Genomic DNA, 6124 nt, shown 5'->3' with positions numbered 1-6124 from the left:
GCCTGTGGGCTTTGCCACCTCCGGGGTGGGTCATTTTTGGATGATCACACCGGGTCAGTTTTGAATGCACATTGACAGGCTATGGTAGATAGATTTAGCGGCGATGTTGAATCTCTCCGGGCCTACCATGCTGCATCAAGACGGGCTCGCGGCGCGCCACGCTCATTCATAGCCTGTCATCTCCAGATAGCCCCGGCCTTGATGGCTGCCCGAGACCTGAACCGGACCCTCCCAATAGGGGATCGACAGGTCCATCCACGCCTGCGGGTTCACGGCGTCAACCGTGACGTCAACGCCCCGGTCCGGCAAGGTCACGCGCCATTCGGTCGGAACCACGCGCCCGGCGACATCTGACGTCTCAAGCGGTTCGGCCACGAATGCCCCGTCCGGGTAGGCGGTGGTTGTCCCATCCGGTTCGATCCATGTGGCCGCACTATAGGTTGATCCATCGGTTTGGCGCAGTTGAAACCCCATCAGTTTGGCCCCGCCTGTGAACGACAGCGAAAACCAATCCCACCCCGACTGCCTGTCGGACAGGGGTTGCGAGGACCACTCGCGATCAAGCCAAGCGTCACCTGTCACCGCGATATCACCTTCGGGCAGGCGCAATGTGCCTTCGATCCGGTAAAAGGGTTGCGAGTAGTAATAGCTGGCCTGCCCGTCCGCCGATTTCACCGAGAACCCATCCGCGCCATGAAAAACCAGCGGCCCCTTGGCGCGCAAATCCATGTCATAGCTGAACTCCAGCCCGCTGGCGCGTAGGGACAATCTATCGAAATCCGGTCCTTCCAGACGCCAGTCATCAATCCATGCGTGAAACGGGGCCACCTCAACGCCGGCCTGTCCGATCCCACCACGGGCAAAGCGTTCGGTCGCCAGATGCTGCTTGGGCGTTGTCACCGCGGCATGGGCAAACCAGACCTGCGGTGATGACCAGCCTTCGGCCTCACCCGGTGCCAATGCAGATCGAAACAGCGTCCATTGCAAACCATAAGGCGTGCCGTCCGGCCCGGTCAGATTCGCCGTCAGATACCACCATTCAATCCGGTAATCGGGATGCGGCCCGTGATCGGCGGGGAACCGGAAAACCGGGTCAGGCTGCGGCGTGGCGAAACCGTCGGCGTCGGTGCCCAAACCGGAAAACCCCTGCGCCATCACGGCAAGGGGGAAAAGGCACAGAAACAGGAAAGCTCTAACGTTCATTGGCAAACACCTTCAGCAGGGTTGACGGCGGGGTGCGCATCAGGCGCAGTGCCGGCCATGCCGCGGCCAGCAGGGCCGCAACCACCGCATAGCCGCCCAGTAGCAAGTAGTCGCGCGGGAAAAAGTACATCGGCAAGCGCCAGCCAAAGGCCTCGACGTTGACGATGCTCAACAGCACCCAAGCCAGCGCCAGCCCCAGCGGCACAGCGCATAAGAACACCAACAAGGCCAGCGCCACCGCCCGCAACAGCTCCAACTGGCCAAGTTTGCGCCGGGTCAGGCCCAGCGCCCAGACCGGGGCAAGCTGCGGCACGCGCAAATCTGCAAGGGTCAGAAGGCTCATCAAGATGGCGAAGCCAGCCACCCCCAGTGTCAGCACATTCAACGCCTGTGTGACGGTAAATGTACGCTCGAAAACCTCCATCGACATCGCCTTGATGGCCGCCTGATTGATCATGGCGTTTTCCGACAGACCCACCTTGTCAATGATCTGCTGGCGCAGTCGTGACACGTTGTCCGACCGCACCCCGAATTGCGTCGGGTAAATATCAGGATACAGGTCTTGGAACACGCTCTGCGCGGTGATGACCTGCCCTTTCGGGTTTCCGTAATCACCCACGACCGCCGCGATCGGCAAGGTCAAACCCGGTGCAACATCCACCGCATCGCCCACCCAAAGTCCGGCACGGCGGGCCAATTGTTCATTGACCACCACCGCCGCCCCCGCGTCGACGCGGTCCCAGGCATCGGGCGTGGTGGCCAGAAAGACCCAGTTGTCGCGATAAGTCGGGCCGACGCGCACGCCAAACAGACGCGCCGGTTGCCCCGCGATCTGCCGCGAGGTCGTCAGCAAGGGCAGAACCTCAAGCCCCTGATCGGCCAGATAAGCCTGCAACGCGGTGCTCTGATCGGCGCTGTCGACCTCGATGAACAATTCAGGCGCAAGGCGCTGATCCAGGAACCCCGTGAAGGTCAGCCGGAAACTCGACACCATGGTCGACACGCCGATATTGGCCGAGACCGCCAGCAACAGCGCCATCAGCGCAAGGCTTAGCCCCGGAAGCTGCTGCCGGGTATCCGCCCAGAACCAGCTCCAGACTGGCGCGGTGGTGCGGGCCTGCAAAAGGCCAAGGACCACCGTGGCCAGAACGGGTAACGCCAACGCCGCCCCGACAAGCAGACAGGCCAAAAGCGCGAAGGCCGCCACAAGCCCCTGCCCAACCACACCCAAGATCACGGCCGTGCTTAACAAAAGCGCCGACGCTACGGCCAATCCCCGAAGCCGACCAGCCCCCGCCATCACCCAAGCGCGGGGGCGGGCACTGGCCAAAAGCGGCATGCGCCGGATCTGCCAGATCCGGCCCGCCAAGGCCACACCGGTCCCCAGCAAGCTGATCAACAGCCCCGAAAGCCACCAGTCGGGGCGCAATTCCAGCGTGCCCGAGATTTGCGCGCCGTAAAGCCCGCGCAGCGTGGCCGCCACATCCGGCAACAGAAACGCTGCAATGACATACCCCAACACAATGCCCGCGCCGGCGGCGATCACAGCAAGGCTGAGCATTTCAGCGACGATAAGCCAGATCAGCAGGCGCAGCGGCACCCCCAAAGATCGCAGTGTGCGGATCATCCCGCGCCGTTGCTCGAAGGCCAGCCCGACGGTGCTATGCACGATGAACAGGCCAACTGCGAAACTGAGCAATCCAAACGCTGTCAGGTTGAGGTGAAAACTGTCGGTCAACTGCGCCAGATCGGCGGTCTGCTGCGCCGACTGCACGCGCAAGCCCGGCGCCACACTGGCCAAGTCAGGCCGGCCCATGGGCTGTGCTGGCAAGACAAGCAGGCGGCTTAGGTCATCACGCCCCAACAGCCGCTGCACCACCCCCACGTCGCCAATCGCAAGGCCCGGTGCGACACTGGCGTCGATGTGCACCTCGGCCACACCTTCCACCGCGCTGGCGGTTTCAGCGTTGGCAAACAGCGGCGCCGTGTCGTTAAGACCGGCAATTGCCGCGGCACCGTCCATGTCCGAAGCCCCCACCCCGCGCGGCGCTGTCAGAACGTCGATCCCGACCAGCCGAACATCAGCCATCCGCCCCTCGATGACCGGCGACACCAGCCATCCGGCCCGGCGCAGATCGACGTAGACATCTTGCGGGATCGTGCTGCCTTGCCTTGGCACCAGTTGATCGTATTGGCCATCGCCCAATGTCGCGGCCGCCGCATCATAGCTGGCCCGCGCCTCGGCGTTGATCGCCTGCACGCCCGACCACAAGGCCGTCGCCAGCGCCAAACCGGCGAGAAAGGCAAACAACTGAAGCGGATTGCGCCTCCAATGAGACAGCAGCGCCAGAAGGCAGGTTCGGATCATGTCACAACACCGCCCTGCAGCCGCAATTCCCGATCCATGCGCGCGGCGATTTTGGGCGAATGGGTGACAACCATCAACGCCGCCCCGGTTTCGGCCACAAGGTCCAGCATCTGGTCAAGCACGCCCTCCGCCGTCGCCTCATCCAGATTGCCGGTCGGCTCGTCTGCCAGCAAAAGCTTGGGTTTCGCGGCCAAGGCCCGCGCAATCGCCACGCGTTGCTGCTGACCACCCGACAGGGCCTCGGGATATTTGTGCATCTGATCGGACAGACCCAAGGCGGCCACAAGCCGTTCTATATACCCTGTGTCGACGCGCCCGGACAACGCCGCCTGAAACGATATATTGGCGTCCACCGTCAAAGACGGGACAAGATTGAACTGCTGAAACACCAAGGAAATCTCGTTGCGGCGCAGGGCCGCGCGACCGGCGTCATTCAATGTTGTCACGTCTTGCCCGGCCAATTGCACGCGGCCTGAGCTGGGCGCTTCAAGCCCGCCGGCAATATGCAGCACCGTGCTTTTGCCGCTACCCGACTCACCCGTCAGCGCAAGCGTGGCGCCGGGTGGCAATTCAAAGCTGACCCCCCGCAACACAGGCACTTCGCCGTCGCTGTCGACATAGGATTTCTTCACTGCATCAAACGCCAACACCATATGGGCAACTCCTTTCGCGGCTAACCTATTGCTCACCGCCCGCTTTGAAAGGCTTGGCGCAGCGTTAGCCTGTACAAAATGACGCCAGACGTCCTGCAAGGCCACCGCATCGGGCACGGCGATGATAAAAAAACAAGTTTGCCCTTCACCTCTGCGCCAATCTCTGTTGATCCACCTGTGACGAGCGCTACCTTCACGCCAACACATAAAGGGAAAGACACCGATGGCCAAAAACTTCATTTCGCCGGGCACACCGCCCCGCTCGGGCCCAAGCCGCCGAACGCTGCTTCAAGGTGCCGCCGCCACTGGCCTTGTTGCCGCGGTGCCCGCGGTCAGCCCCACGCGCGCCGCCGCTGCCCCCAAACGCGGCGGCACGTTCCGCGTTGGCGTCCACGATGGAAACACCAACGATAGCTGGAACCCGGCAACGACCGAAAGCATCTTGATGATCCACTCCAGCCACGTGACCCGGTCTTACCTGACCGAGATCACCAATGAGAACGAGCTTGGACCAGATCTGGCCATCGACTGGGAGGCGATCGACGGCGACGCATCAAAATGGCGGTTTGCGCTGCATCCCGACGCAACCTTCCATGACGGGCGCCCCGTGACATCCGCAGATGTTATCGCCTCGATGAACCACCACCGCGGCGATGAAAGCACATCTGCCGCGAAATCGCTTATGATCGACATCTCTGATATCTCGGCAGACGGGGATCACGGCGTGATCTTCACGATGGCACAGGCAAACGCGGACCTTCCGTATCTATTGACAGATTATCATTTGGTCATCGTACCGGCCAAACCTGATGGCGGGATCGAATGGCAAGGCGGGATCGGCTGCGGGCCCTACCGCGTTGTCGATTTCGAACCGGGGATCGGGGCCATGTTCGAACGCCACGAGGGCTGGCACCGTGCCGACAGCGGCGCGTGGTTCGACCGGATCGAAATGACCGTTCTGAACGATCCCAACGCCCGTCAAACCGCCATCGTAACCGGCGACGTGGATGCCGTTACCGACGTGGACCTGAAAACCGCAGACTTGCTGAAACGTGCCCCCGGTGTGATCCTAGATGACGTGGCCTCGGGCACGCATATCACCATGCCGATGCATTGCGATACTGCGCCTTTCGACGATGTGAACGTCCGCCTTGCCCTCAAGCATTCGATTGACCGCACCGAGATCGTTGACAAGATCCTGTTTGGGCGTGGTGCAGTGGGCAATGATCACCCGATCGCGCCGACAATGCCATTTTACGCAGACCTGCCCCAACGCGAGCAAGATCTTGACCGCGCGCGCTTTCACCTCAAGAAGGCGGGCTATGATCGTTTGTCGGTGGAAATATCGGTGAACGACACATTGCTTGCCGGGGCGGTCAATATGTGTTCGCTGTTTGCAGAGCAGGCCAAACCGGCCGGGCTGGATATTAAGGTCAAACGCGAACCGACAGATGGGTACTGGTCTGAGGTATGGCTGAAAAAGCCGTTTTGCGTTGTATCATGGGCCGCGCGTCCAACACCTGACGTGATGTTCTCACAAGCCTATCGCGCCGGTGCCGAATGGAACGAAAGCCGTTGGGAAAACGAGCGTTTCAATGAATTGCTGCTTGCGGCGAAATCGGAAACGAATGACGACCTGCGCGCCGAGATGTATGCAGAAATGCAGATGCTTTGCCGCGATGATGGCGGCACCATCGTCCCGTTTTTCCGTAACCGCACCTCTGCGCGCCGGGACAACGTAATGCACGAAGACAGCATCGCCGCCGTATGGGAGCTGGACGGTGCCCGCGGGTATCACCGCTGGTGGTTTGCCTGATCAAGGCCTGTTTAAGACAGCATCGGGGTGCAAGCCCCGATGCCATGGCCACCGATTAATCGGGACCGCCGATGGCCGTCTGTC

Annotated in this window: 4 protein-coding genes; 1 reads left to right on the top strand and 3 read right to left on the bottom strand. The window is 61.6% G+C overall.

Annotated elements, in window-relative coordinates; genetic code table 11:
• Positions 1 to 162 precede the first annotated feature (162 nt).
• The 3 genes from HAT86_RS01235 to HAT86_RS01225 are packed head-to-tail and all read right to left on the bottom strand — an operon-like array spanning position 163 to position 4224.
• Complete coding sequence (locus HAT86_RS01235; protein WP_167192768.1) at positions 163 to 1203, bottom strand: lipocalin-like domain-containing protein; 1041 nt, start codon at positions 1201 to 1203, stop codon at positions 163 to 165.
• The gene (locus HAT86_RS01230) at positions 1193 to 3571 is read right to left on the bottom strand and encodes an FtsX-like permease family protein (RefSeq protein WP_167192767.1); all 2379 of its coding nucleotides are present in this window, start codon (positions 3569 to 3571) and stop codon (positions 1193 to 1195) included. The genes HAT86_RS01235 and HAT86_RS01230 overlap by 11 nt, the downstream gene beginning before the upstream one ends.
• Positions 3568 to 4224: an ABC transporter ATP-binding protein gene (locus HAT86_RS01225; protein ID WP_167192766.1), complete on the bottom strand. Its 657-nt coding sequence runs from the start codon at positions 4222 to 4224 to the stop codon at positions 3568 to 3570. The genes HAT86_RS01230 and HAT86_RS01225 overlap by 4 nt, the downstream gene beginning before the upstream one ends.
• A 223-nt stretch (positions 4225 to 4447) precedes the next feature.
• Here HAT86_RS01225 and HAT86_RS01220 point away from each other — a divergent pair, with 223 nt between their 5' ends.
• Complete coding sequence (locus HAT86_RS01220) at positions 4448 to 6040, top strand: ABC transporter substrate-binding protein (protein WP_167192765.1); 1593 nt, start codon at positions 4448 to 4450, stop codon at positions 6038 to 6040.
• The last annotated feature ends 84 nt before the right edge of the window (positions 6041 to 6124 follow it).

The sequence above is a fragment of the Roseovarius gahaiensis genome (genome assembly GCF_011601345.1).
Classification (GTDB): Bacteria; Pseudomonadota; Alphaproteobacteria; order Rhodobacterales; family Rhodobacteraceae; genus Roseovarius; species Roseovarius gahaiensis.
Note: the sequence above shows the minus strand (reverse complement) of the source record. Positions and strands in the feature narration are given on the sequence as shown.